At 70.4% G+C, this 20,956-nt stretch carries 1 protein-coding gene (running past one end of the window); it reads right to left on the reverse strand.

All coding sequences use genetic code 11. The features are described 5' to 3' along the window. On the reverse strand, positions 1–19,954 hold the 5' portion of the coding sequence (locus DFR74_RS17580; RefSeq protein WP_170160772.1) for a type I polyketide synthase. The gene continues 2,939 nt to the left of window position 1, outside the view; 19,954 of the gene's 22,893 nt are visible here — the first part of the coding sequence; its start codon is at positions 19,952–19,954; its stop codon lies beyond the left edge, outside the window. Positions 19,955–20,956 lie beyond the last annotated feature (1,002 nt).

A 20,956-nucleotide genomic window follows, 5' to 3' on the forward strand; every position in this document is an offset into this window, starting at 1 on the left:
GATCGGCGGCCTCGCGGACACCGTGCCGGTACCGCACCCGCACCGCGCCGTCGTCGGTCGCGTACTCGGCGCCGAGCAAGGCGCGCAACCGCTCCGGGTCGAGCGTGGCCACGGGGTCGGCGGTCAATTCGACCGTGCGGGTGCGCACGTCGCGTGACTCCTCGGCCAGACCGGCGACCAGACCTGCCAGTGGTGCGGTGGACGGGTCGCCGGCGGAGAGGTGCACGAGGACCAGAGGTGCGGTGCGTGCTTCCAGCAGGCCGCGATACAGGCCGATTCGACCGAAGTCGACGGACGGAACAGCTTGTGCGGGAACGAGATCACACAGGTCGATGACGTAGTCGGGTCCGTCGGCGGTGGCGGCGCGACCACGCTCGACGCCCGCTGCGAAGTCCGCGCGATCCACGCCGTGGGTACCCACCCGGATCATCCGCGCCGGATTCGCGGTCGCGGCCAGGGCCGTCACGATCGCGGCCGGGGTGTGCTCGTCGTAGACGATCACGGTCGCGGCCGGTAACGCGCCGGGGGTCGCGTCGGCGCGAGTCCAGTGTGGAACAAGTAGCCGGTGGGGCGCCGACTGAGCGGAAGAGGTACCGTTGTGCGCTCGCGGGACCGATTCGTTCTCCATGCCATCGGCGCGAGCGGACAACACCTCGGCCGCGGGCTCGGTGCCCACCACGTCGGGGATCCAATAGCGTTCCCGCGCGAACGGATAGGTCGGCAGCGAGATGCGCCGACGTGAACCGCTGCCGCGCACGGCTTCCCAATCGACGCGCTCGCCACGCAACCATCGCGCTACCGTCGGATCGGCGGCCGCGCGGGCGGAATCTCGTGCACCGTCGCGGTTTTCGATCCAGGCGCGCAACTCGGCGCGCAGTTCGCCCAGATCACCGGCGACGAACGCGGCCCGAGCCGTGCCCGGCGCCCGCCCGACCTGCATCGTGAAGGCGAGATCGCCCAGATCGGGTTGCCGGTCGGCGAGGAATCGCTCCAGATCCGCCACATAGGCGGCGAGACGTTCGGTGTCGCGCGCCGACACGGGCACGATCTGATCCCCGTGCCACGCCGTGCGGGGGCGGCGATCGACATACTCTTCGAGCACGACGTTGGCGTTCGCGCCGCCCGCGCCGAACGAGCTGACGGTGGCGCGGCGCGGCCCACCGGAGACCGGCCAGGCCAGTGCGCGGTCGGGGACCACGAACGGCGTGCCGCCGAAATCGATGTTCGGGTTCGGCGGCACGCTGTGCAGCGACGGCACGATGGTGTCGTGGCGCAACTGCAAGAGCACCTTGGTGAGCGCCGCGACGCCCGCCGCCGCCTCCAGGTGCCCGATGTTCGACTTCACCGATCCGAGCGGGATCGTGCTCGGCGCACCACCGAATACCTGTGCCAGACCCGCGATTTCGATGGGATCACCGAGCGCGGTGCCGGTGCCGTGCGCCTCGATGTAGGACACCGTCGCGGGATCCACGCCGCCGGCACGCAACGCGCGCCGGATCACCGCCGCCTGCACCGTGGGGTTGGGCACGGTGAAGCCGTTCACCCGGCCGCCGTGGTTGACGGCGGTGCCCTTGATCACAGCGTGGATGGTGTCGCCGGCCGCTTCGGCATCGGCCAACGGCCGCAGCACCAGTGCACCGACACCCTCGCCCGCCACATAACCGTCCCCGTCCGCGCCGAACGAGCGGCAGCGCCCGTCGGTGGAGGCGAACTGCCCCTGGCTGAGCGCGACGAACTTGTACGGGTGCAGCGACAGGTTCACCCCGCCGACGACAGCCAGCCGCGTCTCCCCGGTGCGCAGGCTCTGGCAGGCCAGATGCAGCGCGCTCAGCGACGACGAGCACGCCGTGTCGACCGCCATACTGGGCCCTTGCAGGTCGAGGGCATGCGAGACCCGATTCGGGATGCTCCAGAACGTCGAAGCGGGCAGCGTGCCCCGGCCGAGCCGGGACTCCTCCGCGCCGAACATCTGGTAGGTGCCCCACATCACGCCGACGAACACACCCGCGTCCTCCGGGCGCAGACCCACGCGAGCCAGCTCGCCGCGGTGGTAGCCCGCGTCCTCCATCGCCGCCCACGCCGTTTGCAGGAACAGGCGCTCCTGCGGGTCCATCACCTCCGCCTCGCGCGGCGAGATGGCGAAGAAGAGCGGATCGAAACAGTCGACGTCGTCGAGGAATCCACCCCACTTGGTGTAGGCGGTGTGGGGGTGGTGCCGCCCGGGGTGGAAGTACCGGCTGTGATCCCAACGCTCAGTGGGTATCTCGGTGACGCAGTCCCGCGCCTCCGCGAGCACCCGCCAGTATGCGTCCAGGTCGGGCGCGCCGGGGTACCGGCCGCTCACCCCGACGATGGCGATGTCGCCGCTGCCGACGGCGGGAGTCCACAGCGCTGCCGCCGACGCGGCCGTCGCGAAGTCCGGGGTCGCGTGCATCCCTGCGGCAGAGGGGATCTCACCGACAGGATCGCTCTGCCGGTGGAACGAGACAGAGTCCGAGCGCAGATGTGTCGCGCCGATGCTCACCGTGTCGGATTCCGCCCGGGGTGGCCTGACGCTCGCGCCGGGGGCGGGCGTGCTGTTCCGGTGCGATCCCGGAGCCGCACGGGTGCCGAGATCCGCGAGGTGGTCGGCTACCGCGCGGGGAGTCGGGTACTCGAAAGCCAGGGTGGCGGGGAGGCGGTGGCCGGTGGCGCGGGAGAGGTCGTCGCGAATCTCCATGGCGGCCACCGAATCCAGGCCGAGCTCGTGCAGCGGGCGGTCGAGGTCGGCGTCCGGGGCCAGCCCGAGGCAGCGGCGGACCAGTGCCTCCAACTCCGACCGCAGATCCGTGGACGCGCCGGCGGGATCGGAGGCCGGGAGGCGGAGTGGATCGGGTGCGTCACCCACCGGGTTGTCCACCGGTCCGAGCAGGTCCAGAAGTACCTCAGGCAGGTCCGGTGTGCGCGCGGCGGCGGGATCGATCGGGAGAACGGTGAGGGTGCCGGAAGCAGCGGAATCGAGTGCACCGCCGAGTGTTTCGAGCGCGTCACGCGCCAGCAGCAGACCGTACCCGCGCGCGGCGAGCCGGGCGACATCGGTGTCGGACAGCTGCCGCACCATACCCGTGTCCGCCCAAGGTCCCCAGGCGAGCGCGAGCGCGGGCAGCCCCGCCGCGGCCCGCGCCTCGGCGAGTGCGTCGAGGTAGGCGTTGGCGGCGCCGTACGCGGCCTGCCCTGGCAGGCCGACCACACCGGCGGCGGAAGAGAACAGGACGAAGAATCGCAGCGGCAGGTGCGCGGTGAGATCGTGTAAGTGCCGCGCGCCGTGCAGTTTCGGGGTCAGAACGGACCGCACGCGGTCGGCGTCCAAGCCGGTGAGCATGCCGTCGTCACGCACGCCTGCCAAGTGGACGACACCGTCCAAGGGGGCCAATTCGCGTGACACCCGTTCCAGCACCGCGGCGAGGGCGTCCCGATCGGCCGTGTCGGCGGACCAGACCTCGACCCGGGCGCGTTCGCGCAGGCGGTCGATGGTCGCGTTGTCGGTGTCGGACGCACCGCGGGATAGCAGGACGAGGGTGCGGGCGCCGCGGTTCACGAACCATTCGGCGAGGGTGAGGCCGATACCACCCGTGCCGCCGGTGATCAGGATCGTCCGATCGGGAGCGGGTGCGGGCGGTGCGAATCGCGCGGGTTCTATTGGGGCAAGCGCGGTTTCGGGGGCGAGCCTGGGCACGTACCGGCGTTCACCTCTGAGGGCCGTCTGTCCGAAGGGTTGGGTGCGCTCCCGCAGAGCAGACGGTGGAGCCGAATGGCCGGCCCCGATCGACGGCAGGCTCTCCAGTGGCCCGACCGACGTATGGCCACTCCCGGCAGTCGACAGGCTCGCCAGCGGCTCGAGCGACGAATGCCCGCTCTCGGCAGTAGGCAGGCCCCCCGGTGAGGCGGAAGGGGTAACGGAACCCTCGGACCAGGTCTTCGGCACACCTTCCGGTAGGTCGGACTGTACCGCCGGACCGCCGAAAGCCACCTCGTCCACGAGCCGTGACATCGGAGTGTTCGCGTCGTAGTCGATTACATGGCAACCGATTTCCGGGTGCTCCAGTTGCACCGAGCGGGCGAATCCCCACAGAGCCGCGCCGTCGGGAAGCACATTTTCGACGGGTTCGACGGGTTGCGCGTTCCGCGTCAGTACGCGCAACGCCCCGACACCCGCCCCCACCGCCGCCTGGGTGAAGTGCAGTGCGCCCACTACGGCGTCGGTGGCTTCATCCGGTCCGAACCCGGTGATGCCGGGCGCGTAGACGATTCCGCTGATCGGGGTGTGTCCGTCGCCCGCCGCGGCGAGCAGGGCCCGCACGGCCGCCGGAGAAGCAAGGTCGACTCTCAGCTCACCGTTAGGTTCGAACGACAGACCACGACCAGGTCGGGCCACGGCTACTTCCGCACCGCGAGAACGCAATTCGGAGGCGATGTCCGAGCCGAGCGGCCCGTCCGAAACCACCAGCCAGCGGCCGGATACCGGCCCGGTCGGCGCGGGATCGACGGCCCGCCAGATCATTCGATACGAGCCGCGAGCTGTGGTGATCCGGTCCGAACGCTCTGTCGTCCGCATGACGCGGACCCCGTCTGCCGTCAACACCGGCCCACCTTCCTCGTCCAGCAGTCGCACCCGCGCGACCACCACCCGCTCCCCCTGCTCGAACACCCGCACGTGCGCGTATCGCGTGCGACGGAGGGTGGCGGCCGCGATGACGCGGTCGATCGCCACCGGAACCCACGTGTGGGCCCGGGATTCGGGCGCCATCGCGGCGTAGAGGGTGTGCAGTCCGGCGTCGAGCAGCACCGGATGCGTTGGTGTTCCGTCGAATTCGCCGCACGACAATGTGGCCAGGGCTTCGCCGTCGATGCGGCGGAGACCGATGATGCGCCGGAATGCCGGGCCGTAGTGGAGGCCCGAATCGGCCAGAGCCGCGTAGAAGTTCGACGGATCCTGGTGGTCTTCACATCGGGCCTGAAGGTCGTCGAGCGACGAACGCTCCGCCGCGGAAGTCTCGTGGGTCAGGCGAGCCCGCGCATGTACTTGGCGGCCGTCCGGGTTCTCGCTCGACACCGCCACCGCGAAACCGGCCGCCTCCGGAACGAAACGGAGGTGTACCAGGTGTCGTCCGGTCAGGGTCAGCCCGGTGACTATGACGAAATCATCGAGCGCGAGCGGGTGGTCGACAGTCAGTTCCTGTGCGGCGGTATAGATCGTCGTGACGAACCACGCGCCGGGCACGACGATATCGCCGCCGAGTCGGTGGTCGCCGAGGTATCCGGGGGCGGCCGCGTCGAGCGTGAGGGTGAATTCGATCTCCGGCCCTGAAGTAGCGGCGCGCACTGGGCGCGCCATCCCTCCCTCGAACAGACCAGACCTTGCGCCCGCCGAGGGGGCGGCGTCGATCCAATAGCGTTGCCGCTGGAACGGATAAGTCGGGGCCGGCACCGACCGGGCGTGGTGGCCCCGGAACACTCGCTCCCAGTGCAGCGCCGCCCCTGCGGTGTACAAGTGGCCGAGGGACGTGCTGATCGCCGTGGCGTCGTCGGTGCCCCGGTGCAGGGAGGGCACGAAAGTGGCGCTCTCGGGCAGGGTTCGACGGCCAAGGACCGATAGTGTCGCCGAGGGCCCGACCTCGAGGAACAACCCGATCCCGCGCTCCGACAACGCTTCCAGGCCCGGCGCGAAACGCACCGGCTGCCGGGCCTGATCAGCCCAGTAGCGCGGGGTGAACGGTCCGGTCATCAGGGTCCCGGTGACCGAGGAGACGAGGGGTAGGGCGGGTTCGGTCGCGGGTAGGTGGGCGGCGGCCGCAGCCAGATCGTCGAGGATGGGATCCATGCGGGCGGAGTGGAACGCGTGCGATACCGGCAGCGGAGCACAGCGAATTCCCTCGTGCCCCAATTCTTCTCGCAACGCGGCTAGGTCGTGGCGACCGCCCGCGACGACGATCTGCCGCGGGCTGTTGTACCCGGCGACCGACAGCGCCGGGTATCGGCCCAGGTGGGATTCGACCTGCGTGGCCGAGGCGTCGACCGCGAGCATGGCGCCGTCACCGGGCAAGCTCTGCATCAACCTGCCCCTCGTCGCGACCAATCCCAGCGCGTCGTCGGGGTCCATCGCGCCCGCCGCGCAGGCCGCCACGTACTCCCCCACGCTGTGGCCGAGCACGGCGGCGGGCGTCAGGCCCCAATCCCGCCACAGGCACCACAGCGCCCACTCGACGGCGAAGAGGGCCGGCTGGGCGAACACGGTCCGCTCCAGTCGATCCGCAGCGGGGCCGTAGAGGGCGTCGAGCAGGCCGATTCCATCTTCGATCGGGCCCAGCACGGTATCGCAGTGCTCGAGGGCTTCGCGGAACACCGGTTCGGATTCGAACAGGCCGCGAGCCATTCCGGGGTACTGCGAGCCCTGTCCGGTGAACAGCACTCCGATCGCCGGAACGGCGGCGCGGTCGACTCGACCGCGCAGGACAGTGCCGGAGGTGAGTTCGCGCGCGGCAATCTCGGCGTCCTGTGCGACGACAGCGATGCGGTGCTCGAAATGGGTGCGCGCCACGGCCGCCGTGCACGCGAGATCCTCGAACCGTGATTCGTTGCTATGCAGCGTGTTCGACCATCGGTCGGCCAGCTCGGCAAGGGCAGTCTCGGTGCGGGCGGACAGGACCAGCAACCGGGCCGCACCAGACCCGGTCGGTGTTGCGACGGCAGGTCCGGCGCCGGATGCGCGCTCGTACGACGGTTCCGGCGCGGACAGGATCACGTGGGCGTTGGTGCCGCTCATGCCGAACGAGCTCACTCCGACCGCCCGTGGTCCCGTCGTGTCCGGCCACGGGTGTGACGTGGTGGCCACGCGTAACGGCACGCTGTCCCAAGGGATGTGGGGGTTCGGCGGGTCGGCGTGCAGGGAGGGTGGGATGTGGCCGTGCTCCAGCATGAGCACCGCTTTGATCACGCCCGCCACCCCGGCGGCCGCCTCGGCGTGCCCGATGTTCGACTTCACCGAACCGATGAGCAGCGGATGGGTCCGCGCGACCCCGTAGACGTCCGCGAGCGCGCCCGCTTCGATGGGATCTCCCAGAGGCGTTCCGGTGCCGTGTGTTTCGACGTATGCGATCTGATCCGGATCCATACCCGCCCGGGACAGCGCGTCGGCGAGCACCCGGCGCTGAGCGGACCCGTTCGGGGCCGTCAGCCCGTTGGAGCGACCGTCGTGGTTCACCGCGATGCCGCGCACCACGGCCAGTACCCGGTCGCCGTTGCGGCGCGCCGACGAAAGTCGGGTCACCACGAGGACGCCGCATCCGTCGGCGCGGACGTATCCGCTGGCGGCGGCGCCGAACGCCCGGGAACGGCCGTCGGGTGACAGTGCGCCGATCCGGCAGAACCCCAGGGTGGTCTCCGGGGCCAGTTGCAGGTTGACACCACCGACCAGCGCGAGGTCGCATCGACCGGCGCGCAGGCTGTCCGACGCCGATTGGAGCGCGACAAGCGACGACGAGCACGCGGTGTCGAGCGTGAGCGCCGGACCACGCAGGCCCAGCGTGTAGGCGAGACGGCCCGCAGCCACGCTGGGCGCCGAGCCGATCACCGAATACGCCCCGACCGCTGCCGGATCGAGTGCGGCCGTGCGGGTTCCGGGGTACTCGCTGAAGCACAGCCCGACGAAGACACCGGCGTCGCTGCCGGACAGGCCACCCGGCGCGCGACCGGATCGCTCCACCGCCTCCCACGCCGTTTCCAGCAGCAGCCGCTGCTGCGGGTCCATCGCCCGCGCCTCCGCCGCGCCGATCCCGAAGAACTCGGCGTCGAATTCGTCGACACCGTCGAGGAATCCACCCCACCGCGTGTACATGGTGCCCAGCGCGGCCGGGTCGGGATCGAAGAAGCGGTCGATATCCCACCGTTCCGGTGGCACTTCCGTCACGGCGTCCCGCCCGTCGCGCAACAACTGCCAGAACTGTTCGGGGGTGCGTACGCCCCCGGGGAATCGGCAGGCCATGCCGACGATGACAATCGGGTCGTCGTCGGCCGAGTCAGCCGCACGATGCGGTGCACTACCGGCCGCGCGATTCCGCTCGCCTCGATACCGCTCACCCTCATCCGCGCTCGGCTGGTTCAGCGCGAACGACCCTGCCGCACCAGGTTCCGGCGTCCGTGGCCGCGAATCACCCCGCGGGGGCACAGGTGTCACCGAAGTGCTGACGATGCCATCCAGCGGACCAGGTTGCGGCACAGGGTGCTTCGACGATCCCATCACGTCGCCCAGGGCGCGGCTCTTGCGTTGCAGTAGGCCGGCGATTTCGCGGACCGTCGGGTAGTCGAAGACCAGGGCGGCGGGTAGTGGGGCTCCGAGTTCGGTGGCCAGCGCGGCGCGCAGTTCCATGCCGGTGAGGGAGTCGACACCGTTGTCGTGCAGGGGCTGGTCGGGGTCCAGGGGTGCGCTGCGGTCGAGGACGCGCATGGTGACCTGTTGGACCACGGTGATCCAGTGATCTATGCCGGGTTCTCGGTGGTTGCTGCTCAGGGACCGGGGCTCCCCGGGTGACTGGTCGGCGGTGCGCGTGGCTGCGCCCCGGCCGGAGACGTCATCCACCGATCCGCCGGACGCACGCGTAGTCGACGGGTCCGCGCTGGGCGAGGGTTGTGCGGGATAGTTCGCGTACCAGCGGTCGGGGACGAAGTCGAACACTCCCGGCGCCGTCGCGGCCGTCGTCAGGAAGTGGTTCAGCGCGAGAGTGGCGTCGGGCGCGGTCAGGGGCGGTAGGCCCGCTCGGGTGAGGCGAGCGAGGAGGGCGTCCTGCCCGGCAGCCATGCCGACATCGGCGAACGGGCCCCACGCGACGCTCAGCGCGGGAAGGCCTTCCGCACGGCGTCGCCATGCCAGGGCGTCCAGGGCAGCGTTGGCGGCGGCGTAGTTCGCCTGGCCCGGGGTGCCGAGGACGCCCGCGACGGACGAGTACGTGAGGAAGAGGCGGAGGCTGTCGCCGCGCGTGAGCTCGTCGAAGTGCCTTGCGGCGGTGTACTTCGCGGCGAGCACCGCCTGGAACCGCTCCCAGGATTGTCCGGTGAGCACACCGTCGTCCAGTACGCCCGCGCAGTGCACGATGCCGTGCAGTGGCGGGAGCCCGGCGGCGGGCAGGCCGCCGAGCAAAGCGGCCACGGCGGCGCTATCACCGACGTCGGCCTGCCGCGTCACGACGCTGATTCCCTTGTCCCGCAAGGTGTTGACCAGCGATCTGCCGGTCTCGTCCGGCGCGCTCCTGGCGACGAGCAACAGGTGCCGGGCGCCCCGCTCGGCCAGCCAGCGCACGGCCGCCGCACCCAGCCCGCCGAAAGCCCCGGTGACGATGTAGGTTCCGTCATCGGTGATCGTCGGCAGGACTGCGGCTTCGGAGCGCACGACCACCCGACCGGGATGGTCGCGCTGCCACACCTTGCGCAATGCGGTAGCCGCCTCGGCCGCCGGGTGCACGGTGTGCGGCAAGGGACGCAGAACTCCTTCGTCTGCCAGCGCCGCGATCCGCGCCAGCGCGACGCCGAGACGGTCGGTTCCGATCTCGGCGAGATCGAGCCTAGGGAGCCCGGCACGGTGAGGACCTTGGTGCGGTGCATGATTCGCCGCGCCACCAGCCCGGCCGACACCGGAGTAGGTCTGGCCGTCATCAGGGCCGGAACGCATCAGCCGGCCTTCAACGGTGGCGCGTAGCTCGGCCTCCGTGCGAGGGCGCACTCGCTCGGCATCGCTGAGACCAGGCCGCATCTCCTCGACCTCGCCGACGGGCACGTTCACCCCCTCGGCGACAGGGCGCACCTGTTCGGCGTCGAACACCTCGACAAGCTGTCCTCGCGGGTTCAGCAAAGCCAGCCCGGTGTCGGCGAATTCCGGGGTCACCGCGCTCAGCACCACGTCGAAACCTGCGCCGCCGGAGCGGTCCCACATGTCCGCGACGAAATCTCGTGCACGCCAATCCGGTACGGCCCCCAGATCATGTCCGTGCTCAGCGGCCCACCGGCGCAGCGCGGGGGTCACGACCAGTTCGGCTCCCAGGTACACGGCGACCTGGACGGCGGCGATGCCGAATCCGTCGGCGGGGGCGTGCACCATGACCCGGCCGCCCCGGCGCAGGTTGCCGAGGTCGACCAGCGCGCACCATGCGGAGGCGAAAGCGATTGGCAGGGTGGCGCATTCGGTGTCCGAAAGGTGCGCGGGTGCCGGGGCCACCAGCGTGCGGGGGACGTTCACCCATCCCGCGAGGCTTCCGTCGGCCAGTGCCACCACCCGGTCGCCGATCGCGAGGCCGGTCACCTTCGCGCCGACCGCGCTGATCCGGCCCACGCATTCGCGCCCCAGCGACGCGGGGCCGCTGGTGCGCAAGCCGCGCGCCGACCACACATCCGAGGAATTCACTCCCGTAGCGGTGACCTCGATCTGGACTTCGCCCGGCTCGGGTGAGCGTCTGGGGGCGGAAACGATCCGCACGCGGTCGAGCTCTCCCGACCGATCGGCCTGAATCCGGTAGTCCGTGTCATCGGACGCGAGGCCGGGAGCCACCCGCGCGGACAACACCCGGTCATCGCGGAGTGCGAGTTCCTCGCCGGAGGACGAGAACAGCGCGGCGGCAAGCGAATCGGTCGACGGCAGCCGACCGTGCTCCAGATCGAGAAGGCGGCAGCGCAGTTCGGGGTGTTCGGTGCGCAGCACCCGGCCGATGCCCCACAGCAGTGCCTGCTCGGGGTCGGGGCGGTCGCCGGGCACCACTCGCTGCGCACCGGTCGTCACCAACCAGAGTGCTCGTGGGGCGGCGCCGGATTCGGCCAGGTGCGTGACCAGCCGCAGAACGGTGGAGACGAGCACAGGGATAGGGGTGCCGGTCCACGCGACCACTACTCCGACCGGACTCGGAGGGGAACCGGGGAGGACGCGCTCGTCACGTCCCGCGACCGCATCCAGAAGGCCGGCGAGGGGTGAGTCGGACGGCGGATCATCGGATTCGGTGGGCGTCTCGATGAGCACGGCGTCGGCGTCGCGTGCCGTGAGGTGGTCCGCGATGGCCGCGCCGAGTGTGCCCCCGCCCAGTACCCACCACCGTCCGGTCGCCTCGACGGACTGCCGCGCCTCGGCCGGCTCCCAGGCGATGTGGTGGAGGAGATCGGCAATGCGGCTGGCGGGCGAGGAGATACGCGTCGCGTCCGAGTTCGTGGCGTCGAAACGCACGAGTGGGTTCCGGCGTTCGGTGCCGGCGACGCCCTCGGGGTCAACGGCCGCCATGAGGCAGATGCCGTCCGCCCGAACCAGGACATGCCCCTCGGCGTCACTCAGCGTGAGATCACCGACGACGACACGATCTCCCGGCTCGGTGATGCGGACCCGAAGAGTGAGCCGGTCGGTGCCGGACGCGGGCTGGGCCAGGATCTCGAGCCGGTCGATGGCCGTCGGCAGGAAGAGGTTTCGTTGCGTCCCGTCGGCGGTGAGGGCGAGGCCGTGCAGGCAGCTGTCCAGCAGGGCGGTGTCGACGGTCGTGGGCGCCCGCAGTACGGCGGTCGCCTCGTTCGGTCCCGAACGGTGGAAGCGCAAGCCGCGCCGGTGATCCGGGCCGAGCGTGAGTCCGTGCGCGGCGATTCGATCGTAGTAGGTGCTCCAGGGGTCCGCGACGGTGCCGAGGACGGTGTGCCGCCGATCGGAGCCGAGGTTGCCGGCAGCGCCCCCGGGTTCCTCCCGCAGACCTCCGACAAGGTAGGGGACCACCTCGATTGCACTGGGGCGCAGAACAGCTCGGGCCACCACTCCGCCGTCGACGTTCTCCGACCGGAACACGACCGCATAGCCGGTGTCGTCCGGCGTCAGCTCCAGCCCGACAACGGAGGCTGCGCGCACGGCCAGGGGTGTCACCAAGGTGAGCCGCTCGATGCGCCACGTGCCGGGCAAATGCGCCGCCACATCCCCGAGCCGCGCACACATCCACGCGGCGGGAACGGTGGGAATGCCGTGCAGCCTATGGTGATCGAACGATTCCGGAACGATCGGCAGTTCGTACACCTCGCCCGACGCCGCCGGCCTCCCCCGGACCTGGCGCACGTCCTCGAGGTCGAGCCAGTGCCGCTTGCGCTGGAAGGGGTAGTGCGGCAGGTCGAGCGAACCGCCGCGATAGTCGGGATACTCGCCTGCCCAGTCGATTTCGTCGCCGCCTAGGTATCGACGCGCCAGCGCGTCCTGCGCCTCCGAAGGACTCGCACCGAGCCGGAGCAGCGCGCCGGGCTCCGCGGCACCGGACCCCACCGCGCGCAGACCGGCCGTCGCCTGATCGAGATCGTCGAACAGCAGCACGACCCGTTCGGCGAAGTGCGTCCGCCCGGCGTTGGCCGCCGCACACAGTCGACGCGGATCGGTGTCGGGGTGGGCGTCGAGGAAGTCCGCGTATCTGGACGAGAGTTCCTTCAGCGCGGGCACATTCACCGCTGATACGGCTAGCAGATGAGACCCCTTGTGCAACACCGGGACAGCGGCAGTCTGCTCCCGTGCCTCGTCCGTAGTCGATGGCGCCTCTTCCAGAATGATGTGCGCGTTCGTGCCGCTGATGCCGAACGCGCTGATCCCCGCGCGCCGCACCCGCTCTCCCCGCGCCCACGCGCGACCGGTATCCGCCACCCGGACACCGAGGCGATCCCAATCGATATGCGGGTTTCCCGTCCGGAAGTGCAGCGACGCCGGAATGTATTCATGGCGCAGGGATTCGACGACCTTGACGATATTGGCGATTCCGGCCGCCGCCTGGGTGTGGCCGAGGTTGGATTTCACCGAGCCGATCCACACGGGCCGATCCGCAGGCCGGTGTTCGGCCAGTGTCGCCGCGATCGCCTCCACCTCGACCGGGTCGCCGAGCGCTGTCCCGGTGCCGTGCGCCTCCACGTAATCGACCGTGTCACCGTCGATTCCGGCGTCGTCGAGCGCCGCGCGGATGACGCGCTCCTGCGCCGGACCGTTCGGGGCGCTCAGGCCTTGGCTGCGGCCGTCGGAATTCACCGCCGTACCGCGGATCACCGCCAGCACCCGGTCACCGTCGCGGCGGGCGTCGGCGAGACGCTTCAGTATCAGCGCGCCCGCACCGTCGCTCCACACCACGCCGTCCGCGCGGGCGTCGAAACTCTTGCAGCGCCCGTCGGCGGCGAGACCCCGGGCGCGGGCGAAATAGATGTCCAGCGACGGCGTGAGAACCACGGTGGCGCCGCAGGCCACGGCGAGATCGCTCTCCCCGGCGCGCAGGCTCCGCGCCGCGAGGTGGACCGCGACCAGCGAGGACGAGCAGGCGGTGTCCACCGTCAGACTCGGCCCCTGCGCGCCGAGGAAGTACGACAGCCGCCCCGACGCCACGCTCGCCAGATTGCCGGTGCCGAACCACGCGTCCGGCGCGATGTTCGCGCGCGCCATCCGCTCCGCGTAATCCTGCGACATGAGCCCGGTGAACACACCGGTGCGACTGCCCGCCACTGCGTGCGCCGGAATTCCCGCGTGCTCCACTGCTTCCCAGGTGACCTCCAGCAGCAACCGCTGCTGCGGGTCGAGCATCCTGGCCTCGCCCGCGCTGATACCGAAGAACCCGGCGTCGAAATCCTCGACACCGTGTACGAATCCCCCCCACCGGGTGTAGGTCTTGCCGTCGGCGTCCGGGTCGGCGTCGAAGTACGCGTCCACATCCCAGCGGCTGGGCGGGACCTCCGACACCGCGTCGGTTTCGGAAATCAGCAACTGCCACAGATCATCCGGGCCGTGAACGTCGCCGGGATAGCGGCAGCCGACACCGATGATGGCGATGGGGTCGGTGACCGATGCCTCGGGCGCCTCCGCGGAGACAGCGGCGGTGACGATGCGGGGAGCGGCAACGGCACCCGCCGTAGTAGCTGTGCCGGTCGCGGCAGCGGTCATGCCGGTAGTTCCGGTGTCTGCTGTGTTGGCGACGGCGGCAACGTTCGCGGCGTCAGGCTCGGCAATGTGAGCAACTTCGGCGGCGGGGGGTGCGGTGGCAGCCGGCTGGAGTGCGGCGGCGAACGCAGCAGCGGCGGGAACGGCGACGGCAGCGGCCGCTGCGGATTCAGGGACGGCGCCATCGGCCGCGTCTACGGTGTCGGCAACAGCGGCGCCCGGGGCCGCGGCGGTGAGTGAGCTGGCAGCAAGAGCGGGCGGGTGGGGCGCGAGTTGTGCTCCCGGCTTGAATGATTCAGCGCTCCCGGCAGCCACGAGCTTGGCGAGTTCACTCGCGACGGCGGTGACCGTCGGGTGGTTGAAGAGCAACGTCGCGGGGAGGCGGACGTGCAGCTCATCGGAGAGGGTGTTGCGGAGGTCGACCGCCATCATGGAGTCCATGCCGAGGTCCCGCAGCGGGGTGCGAGGCGGGACGCCGTCGGTGCGACCCAATGCGGCGGCGGCGTGGCGCTCTACCAGGGCGGTCAAGTCGGCGTGTGCGCGTACCGGGGCGGATTCGGGGTGCGGATCAACCTGACGGGTCGTGTCCGATCCGGCGACAGGGTCCTGTGCCGGACGCAGCCTCGGCAGAGTGACCGCCCCCGTCTCCATGGCGGACTCTGCACCAGCCAACCGTCCCGACGGGTGGGTCGGCTCCGTCTCCATGGCGGACTCCGGGACGGCGCCCTGTGCCAGCGACCGGACCGCACCCGGTGCGGCCGAAGACTCCGACTCCACGGCGAACCCCACCTCGGCCCCTTGTGCCAGCGAAGGGACCGCATCGGGCATGGCCGAAGGCTCCGATGCAGCGGGCCGATCCAGCTCGCATTCGAAGCGCGACTCTGCTCGAGAAGGGCGCGAAAGTGATTCCTCAGCAGTCGATTCAGTCGCACCGATCATCGGTGACGTGCTCGAGACTTGGGGGGTGGGAGTCGGGGCGAGTAGTCCGCTCGGGTCCGGGTGGACCGAGTAAACACCGCGGGCGGTGAGTAATCGGTGGAGGATATGTCGGCCCGCGACGGGGTCGAGCAGGCCGACACCTTTGCGGTGCCAGGCCGCGACGGCGGTGGGGATCAGAGCTGCCGCCATGCCGGTGGCTGCCCAGGGTCCCCACTGGATGCTGACGGCCGGGAGTCCGTCGGCCAGGCGGAGTTCCGCCAGACCGTCGAGGTAGGCGTTGGCGGCGGCATAGTTGGCCTGACCGGCCGTGCCGATCACCGCGCTCACGGAGGAGAACAGGACGAACAGGTCCAGCGGCAATCCGGCGGTGAGTTCGTGCAGGTGCCAGGCGCCGCGGGACTTGCCCGCGAACACCGCGCGCACCCGTTCGGGGGTCTGCTGGATGAGCGGCGCGTCGTCGGTCACGCCCGCGCAGTGCAGGATCCCGCGCAGCGGGGGCAGGTCGTTGCCGAAGCGGGCGATCAACGCCGCCAGCGCGGAGCGGTCGCCGAGATCGAGCGTCACGGTGTCGATGCGGACGCCCGCGGCGCGCGCTCGCGCGATCGTCGCCGACGCGCGCTCGCCGGGAGTGTTCCGCCCGACCAACACCAACGTCCGGGCCCCGCACTCGACCAGCAGCTCCGCGACGTGCCCACCGAGCGCGCCGAATCCGCCGGTGATCAGGTAGGCCGCGTCCGGACGCACGGCGGCGTCAGGCGCGGGCGGGGAATGCTGGACGCGCACAGGGACGTAACGAACTCCGGCCCGGAGGGAAACCTCGGGTGTCTCTGCGTCCGAACGGAGTTCGTCCACCAGGTGCGCGGCACCCAGTTCGTCACCCGGCACATCGATGGTCCGGCACCGGAGTTCGGGAAGCTCGGTGCGTACGACCGCGCACAGTCCCCGCAATGCGTCTGCCGCAGGCCGGACCCGATCGCCGGGCAACACCGCGGTCGCGCCCGTCGTCACCACGAACAGCGGACCCGCGTCGACGGTGTCGGCGGCGGTGCGGACCAACGTCAATAGTTCCGACACCGCTGTGGCGGCTGTGTCGGGATCCTCCGCGTCGCCCGACAGGACGTACACGAGGGCGTGGCCGCTCAGGTTCTCGGGACCGAAGGAACTTCCCGGCGGGGTGAGTGAGGGTGCCGCGTCGCCGGATTCGTGGGCGGAACCCGGTGCGACATATCCGGCACCTGCTCCGCTTTCGGTTGCCGGAGCCGCCGAATCCGCGAAACCACCCGCCACCGCCCCGTGGACGAGAACGCGGGAGGTCGGCCGGTCAGCTCCCCGTGCGGCAATCCGCACGGCTTGACCGGCCGAACACAAGCCTGCGGCAACGGTTTCCGCGCCGGTGCCGAAGACGAGCCAAGAGCGGGTGGTCGCGGCGCCAACACCTGCCATCCGCCGCCATCGCACCGTACGGATCGGAACCGCGTTCGTGGTGCCGGTCGCTGAATCGGGCGCACTCTCATCACGCGGCAGCTCGACGGCGAGTGCAGTCCGAGCGGTTTCTGTTGCCGCGTAGGTAATTTCGTCCATCTCGGCGACGAGGTTTCCGAACCCATCGAACAAACGCACACTCACCGTCGGACCGGTCCGCGTCGCCACCGCACGAGCGATCGACCCCTCGAACGCACCGTGGAGGCGCAGCCTGCCGATGCCGATCGGAAGGTGCGCCGCGCCGCCGCGTTCATACAGCGCGAGTCCCGTCTGCACCGCCGCGTCCACCAGGCAGACCAGTGTCGCGGTCGGGTCGACTGCCAGCGCGGCCGGGCGCTCGAGCTGGGCCGTGATTCGCGCGCCGTCGCCGCGCAGCCCGGTGATCCACCGGAACGCCGACCCGAACTCGAGCCCGAATCCCGCACACCACCGGTAGAACTCGTCGGAATCGCGCACCGTCGATCCCCCGGCCCGCGTCGAATCCTCGCGATCCGCAGCATGATCCGCTCCGGATCGGACGAGCAGAGCGGTGGCGGCACCGGCGTCGAAGGCGACCTCGATGCCGTCAGCCGCTGCCGAAAGCCGCGGCGGGGTGAGCTGTTCCACGGGGAGCGCGCGCGTGACAGCGAAGTCCCTCAGCTCGTGCCCTTCGCCCACGGCCCGCAGCGCCGTCACCGCCAAGTAGGCGGCGGGGACGATCGCCCACCCCCGATATCGATGTTCCGCCAGGTAGGCCGGGGCTGCTGCGCCGCCGATCGGTACGGACGCACGGCCGACCTGGGCAGTAGCGCTGTCGACCGGAACAGGAGCACCACGGGCTGGGCCGGTGACGCTGCCGGCCGGAGCAACAGTGTCACCTACCAGGTCGAAGGCACTACCGACCGGAACATCGCCAGCCGGAGCGGCGGCAGCAACGGCCGCACATCCTACCTCCGCCGCCCGATCGGACACCACGTAACGCCGACGTTCGAACGGATACGTCGGCAGACCATGCCGCCGCCGCACCTCCCCGGGAAACACCGCACCCCAATCGATTTCACCCCCGCGCCGATAGATCTCCCCGAGGCTCGTCAGAGTCGGCGTCTCGTCGACGGCGGCGCGATGCATCGTCGCGAGCCACCGGGCCGGATCACCATCGAGAACTTGCCTGCCGAAACCGAGCAGGACGGGGTGTGGCCCCACTTCGAGGTAGAGGTCGGTATCGAAACCCTCTGCGGCTCGGAGCGAGTCGGCGAAGCGCACCGCCGAACGGGCATGGTCACGCCAATGACGCGAGTCGAGCGAATCGACCTGTACCCCCGCGATATTCGAGACAAGGGGGATCGCCGGAGTACGCGGAGAGCCGAGCACATCGGCGGCGGCACGTTCGAACTCGTCCAACACCGGATCCAGCAGCGGCGAGTGGAACGCGGTATCCCCCGGAAGCTCCACCGCGCGCACGCCTCGAGCCTCGGCCGCATCCCGCAACCTCCGCACACCGGACGCCGACCCCGAGACCACGAACTGGCCGGGTGCGTTCACCGCGGCGATCGCGACGGAATCCGCCAGCTCGGCAAGCCCTTCCGCGAAATCCTCCGGTGCCGCGAAGAGTGCCGCCATCGCCCCGCGCGGGGCACCCTGCATCAACCGTCCGCGCACGACGGCCAGCCGCACGCCTTCCTCCGGACCGAACGCACCCGCCACGGCGGCGGCGACCAACTCACCCAGGCTGTGCCCGACCACCGCCACCGGCCGCACACCCCACGACTCCCAGAGGCGTGCCGCCGCCCACTCCACCGCGAACAGGACCGGCTGCGCGTACTCCGTGCGCGCCAGCGCGACATCGTCGGCGTCGAACAGCAAGTCCCGCAACCGAAGTCCGCCCGCGAGGACACCTGCCGCACGGTCACAGCGCTCGAACTCGTCGCGGAACACCGGAAATCGCCCGAACAGCGCCCGTCCCATCCCCGCGTACTGCGATCCCTGCCCCGTGAACAGCACCGTGATGCGCGGCGCGCGTTCGTATTCCGGCACGGGCACCGCCGCGCCCAACGCATCGACGGCCTCCTCCACCGACCGCGCGACCGCGACGCGCCGCCGGGAGAAATGCTGCCGCCCCAGCGCGGCGGTGGCCGCCACCTCCGGCAACGGGAGATCCCCTGACACCAACCGCGCACGGTAGCGCTCCGCCGACGCGGCCACCGCGGATTCCGTGCGGGCCGAGAGCACAAGCAGTTCCGGCCGTTCCGGCACCGCTTCCCCGTCCGGAAGCGCGGGCGCCTCCTCCAGCACGACATGCGCGTTGGTGCCCGCGAACCCGAACGAACTCACCCCGGCCCGGCGCGGCACCGCACCCGACGGCCACGGCACATCCTCGCGTGCGATCTCGAACGCGCTGCCCGCCAACACGATCCGGGGGTTGACCGTTCCGAATCCGGGCTGCCGAGGGATCGTCCCATGCTCGAACATGAGCACCGTCTTGATCAGCCCGGCGATACCCGCGGCGGCCTCCAGGTGCCCGATCTGCGCTTTCACCGAACCGATCCGGACCACCGACTCGTCGAGGCGCGCGGGGAACACCTGCGCCAGCGCCTCGATCTCGATCGGATCACCCAAGGGTGTGCCGGTGCCGTGCGCCTCCAGGTAGTCGATCTGCTCGGCCACGCATCCGGCGTCGGCGAGGGCGGTGCGCACGAGTTCGGTTTGCGCCACCGGATTCGGCGCGGTCAGCCCGAGGGAACGGCCGTCGTGGTTCACCGCGGAACCCCGGATCACGGCCCGGATGTCGTCGCCGTCCGCGACGGCGCGCGAGAGCCGCTTCAGCACGACCACCCCGGCGCCCTCGCCGCGCACGTAGCCGTTGGCGGCGGCGTCGAACGGGCGGCAGTGCCCATCCGGGGAGAGCGCGCCCATGCGCGCGAGCGCCTCGGTGGTGAGCTCGGATTGGAGCAGGTTCACGCCACCCGCGAGCGCGACCTCGCACTCCCCCGCGCGCAGACTCGTCACCGCCTGGTGCACGGCGACCAGCGACGACGAGCACGCGGTATCGATCGCGACCGCGGGACCGCGCAGGCCGAGCAGGTACGACACCCGGCCCGCGACGATGCTCGGCATGGTTCCGGTGAGGGTGTGCGCGTCGACCGAGCGCACCCCGTCCGGGGTGATGGCGCGCTGGTACTCCTGCCAGCTGACGCCGAGGAACACCCCCGCGCGCGACTCGCCGGCACCGGGCGCCAGGGCCGCGTCTTCCATCGCCTCCCAAGCGACTTCGAGGATCAGCCGCTGCTGCGGGTCCATCGCGGCGGCCTCGCGCGGCGCGATGCCGAAGAAGTCGGCGTCCAGCACGTCGACCGGTCCGGCGAGCAGTCCGGCCCGCCGGTTCGCCCCGCGCGGCGCATCGTCGGCGACGGGCACACGGGCGGACGGCGTTTCGACGATGGCGTCGGCGCCCGCGGCCAGCAGCGCCCAGAATCGGTCCGGATCGTCGACGCCGCCGGGGAATCGGCACCCCATGCCGATGATCGCGATCGGCTCGCGCCGGGCGGACTCCAGTTCCTCGATGCGACGCAGTGCCTTGGTCAGTACGACGCGTAGTTCATACTCCCCGTCCGACATGAAGCACCACCACACTCTCAGGCCCTGCTTTGTGATCCGCAACATACTTCGAGCCCTTGTACAGCGTCAACCGGAAGACACGTGCCCGAAGTTTGCCCGCGCAGCGAACCGGTCAACCGACCATGGCCGAGCGGAATTGCCCGCCTCTCGAAATTGATATCGAAACCTACTCTGCGCCAACGCAATACGGACATTTTGGACGCGGACGTAGGTACTGCGCAGTACTCCGGCGCGCCACCCGAGCGAGACCAACCGGCATGTGCCACAGCCGACTCCGAGCGCTACCGATCGAATAATCGTACGGTCGAACCACTTTCGAGCAATGCTATATGCACATAACTCACATACCGGACTCGGGTGCGCTCTGCATATGAGACAGCTCGGACACTCTGTGCGATATGTCCGGAATAAAGTTCCCCAGATGATCATCGGAGCGCCAAGTCTTTTCACACCGAACGCCGAATCCCACACGTCTCGCCCGGCCGGCAAGACGAGCCCGCGACCGATCCCTCCCCTGCCCGCGACGAATACGTCACCACCTGCTCCACAACCGGGACACCGCGACTCCCGAAGTCGCCCAACGCAATATCGACGCACGTCCGATCGGTCGATCAGCCACCGCCGCGATCACACCGCGAGGCACAGGTTTTCCGCACCGCTGCGGTCACGGAGTCACCAATCCGCGCCACGCCGGACTCCGCACCGAATGGCAGGGATCGGACGGAATCAGCACCCGCCCCGACAGGTGTACCAGACTGTCGATCCGCCGGGCGTCCCGCCGAATCTCCTTCGGCAGTGCGAGAACCCGCGACTCACCGCGTGATGCCCCAATGTTCATGGGCACCAGCAGCCCTAGGGATCCGCCCCTTCTCAGGCAGTCGAACACCCACCGCGGTCACCTCCACGGCACCGCGAATCCGCGCTCACGGACCGGAAATACGGACCGTCGACCACGGGCGAGACGCCGGCTCGCGGCCTCCGGACAGCGCGGCGGCGCGAAGT

It is taken from the genome of Nocardia puris (genome assembly GCF_003315035.1).
GTDB classification, from domain to species: domain Bacteria; phylum Actinomycetota; class Actinomycetes; order Mycobacteriales; family Mycobacteriaceae; genus Nocardia; species Nocardia puris.